The sequence below is a fragment of the Marinobacter sp. genome, from assembly GCF_052094685.1.
GTDB lineage: Bacteria > Pseudomonadota > Gammaproteobacteria > Pseudomonadales > Oleiphilaceae > Marinobacter.
The window spans coordinates 17,018-19,190 of the sequence record NZ_JBQDKB010000072.1 but is presented as its reverse complement, the minus strand read 5'-3'; the positions used below and the strand labels follow the sequence as shown (position 1 = coordinate 19,190).

General features: G+C 57.9%; 3 protein-coding genes. 1 reads left to right on the top strand and 2 read right to left on the bottom strand.

The genetic code is table 11. The features are described 5' to 3' along the window. Nucleotides 1-150: hypothetical protein (locus ACTH3S_RS13665; protein ID WP_441809562.1), on the top strand; the 150-nt coding region annotated here is incomplete at its 5' end. Here ACTH3S_RS13665 and ACTH3S_RS13660 read toward each other — a convergent pair. Both ACTH3S_RS13660 and ACTH3S_RS13655 read right to left on the bottom strand, forming a co-directional pair. Continuing rightward, nucleotides 139-1,500: a sensor histidine kinase gene (locus tag ACTH3S_RS13660; protein ID WP_441809560.1), complete on the bottom strand. Its 1,362-nt coding sequence runs from the start codon at nt 1,498-1,500 to the stop codon at nt 139-141. The two genes, ACTH3S_RS13665 and ACTH3S_RS13660, sit on opposite strands and share 12 nt — an antisense overlap. Continuing rightward, on the bottom strand, nt 1,497-2,173 hold a 677-nt coding region (locus ACTH3S_RS13655; protein WP_441809559.1), incomplete at its 5' end, for a response regulator. The genes ACTH3S_RS13655 and ACTH3S_RS13660, both read right to left, overlap by 4 nt.

Below are 2,173 nucleotides of genomic sequence, written 5' to 3'. Positions count from 1 at the left end.
GTGGACAGGGTGCCACTGGGCGAGGATACGGAGGAGGTTCTACGCCATGCACACAGGCTTTGGGGCTTTGATGTGCACTTGGAAAGCGTAGACGAAGGCGATGTGATGGAGGAGTACCACTGCCCACATCCGGCGCCCTCAGGCCCCTGAACGCAGGTTCGTCAGGGGCAAAACGACTTCAGCGCGTAGGCCACCTTCAGAGTTGTCATCCAACCTAAGCTCGCCGCCGTGCAGCGCCGTCAGCTCGGTAACAATCGCCAGTCCCAGCCCAGAACCAGATCTTGCCTCATCCAGCCTACCGCCCCGGCTAAGCGCCTCCTGTCGCATTTCCCGCGACATGCCGGGCCCATCGTCAGATACGCTGAGCACCAGCCAACCTTCTTCAATGCTCCCAGTCAACCTAATGGAACTTTTGGCCCAATTGATCGCATTTTCCAGCAGATTACCCACCATTTCCTGTAAATCCTGGGCATCAATCCGTACCCGGAACTCCTGCTGCAGATCGCTCTGAAACACTATGTTGCGCCGGCCAGCCAAACGTCGGACGCCTTCAATGACCGGCTCGAGCACAGTGGCAACTCTCTGTTCGGCGCCCAATGCCACAGGCCCTGCCGCCGAAGCGCGAGCCAGATGATGTCGCACTGCTTCGTCCAGCCGTTTGAGCTCAGCCCGAACGGCCGCTTGCTGATCTTCTGGTAAGCGCTCCGCCAGAGTGTTCAGCACGGCGACCGGCGTTTTCAGCGCATGGGCAAGATTGCCGGTGGCGGTTCTGCCCCGTTCAATCAGACGCTGATCCCGCTCCAATACGGTATTAATCGCTTCGGCCAGCCTTGCCAGCTCTCTGGGCAGGTCGGTTTCGACAGACGGCTTCTGGCCTTGCTCTACTGCTTTCAGGCTTTGCTCTATGCGGCGCAAGGGTGCCAACCCCCAGCGAATTTGCAGCCCAATCAGCCCAATCAGCAGGCCGCCGAGTGTCGCCAGAGAAAGCCACAACAACGTTTGGAACCGGGCAATCTGAGCCTCTATTTCGCCCAGATCCGCGGCTATCTGTACATGCAGAACATCATCAAGATTGGGAAGCCGAATATCCCGCTCCAGCAACCGCAACTGCTTATTCCGGGGGCCGGTCACGGTGCGGAAGGTCATGCCGGGCTCATGGGAAATAGCCAGCCGCTGATCCCACAATGAACGAGAAGTGAGCACTCGCTCGCCTTCGTCACCAACCTGCCAGTACCAACCCGAAAATACCCGATCGAAGCGCGAATCGCCCAGTTGTCGATTAGACACAAGAGCATCCTGCCGGAGATCGTAGCTAACCCCGGCAATTACCACATTGAGAAGGGATTCCAACCGCTCGTTAAAGGCCGTATTCACCGCCTCCCTGAAGTTCCACGACAGCAGGGCACCGGCAATCGGCAATACCAACACAACCAAAATCAGCGCCGATACCAGCATGCGCATAGCAATCGGGAGTCGTCGCAAACGCTGTGCCCGCGTCATGAGTCCTCGCTATCCGCAACCATCCGGTAGCCCTGGCCGCGCAACGTTTCAATACTACGGCTACCCAGCTTTCGCCGCAGACGACTAACCTGCACATCTATTACATTGGAATCCGGTTCTGCATCTCCGTCATACACATGTTCGGTTAACTCCGAACGGCTTACGACACGAGGTGCAGCATGAACAAGATGGGAAAGCAGCCGCAGCTCTTGAGCCGTCAAGGACACGGGCATACCGGCGCGGGTCACTTGGGCACTGTGAGTATCCAACGAGATATTGCCCACTCTGATAACCGGGTGAGCATGGCCATGGGCCCGGCGCACCAGCGCTCTCAGCCGGAACAGGATTTCAGCGGTTTCGAAGGGTTTGGTCACGTAATCATCGGCTCCGGCAGAAAAGCCTGCAGCCTTGTCTGACCATCGCTCACGCGCAGTCAGGATCAAAACTGGCAATTCGATCCCCTGCTCGCGCCACCCTGACAACCATTGGGTGCCGTTGCCATCAGGCAGGCCTAAATCGAGGATAACCGCATCATACCGCTCGGTACTGACCAGAAAGTCCGCCGTGCGACCGTCACCTGCAATCTCCACCAACAGGCCGGCGTCTTCCAGCGACGACGCGAGACCCTGAGCTAGTGGCTTATCGTCCTCTACCAGTAAAATTTTCATTGGCG

What these genes read in the sequence shown, in the direction of transcription:
- ACTH3S_RS13660 (WP_441809560.1), bottom strand. Translation starts at nt 1,500, where the DNA reads ATGACGCGGGCACAGCGTTTGCGACGACTCCCGATTGCTATGCGCATG.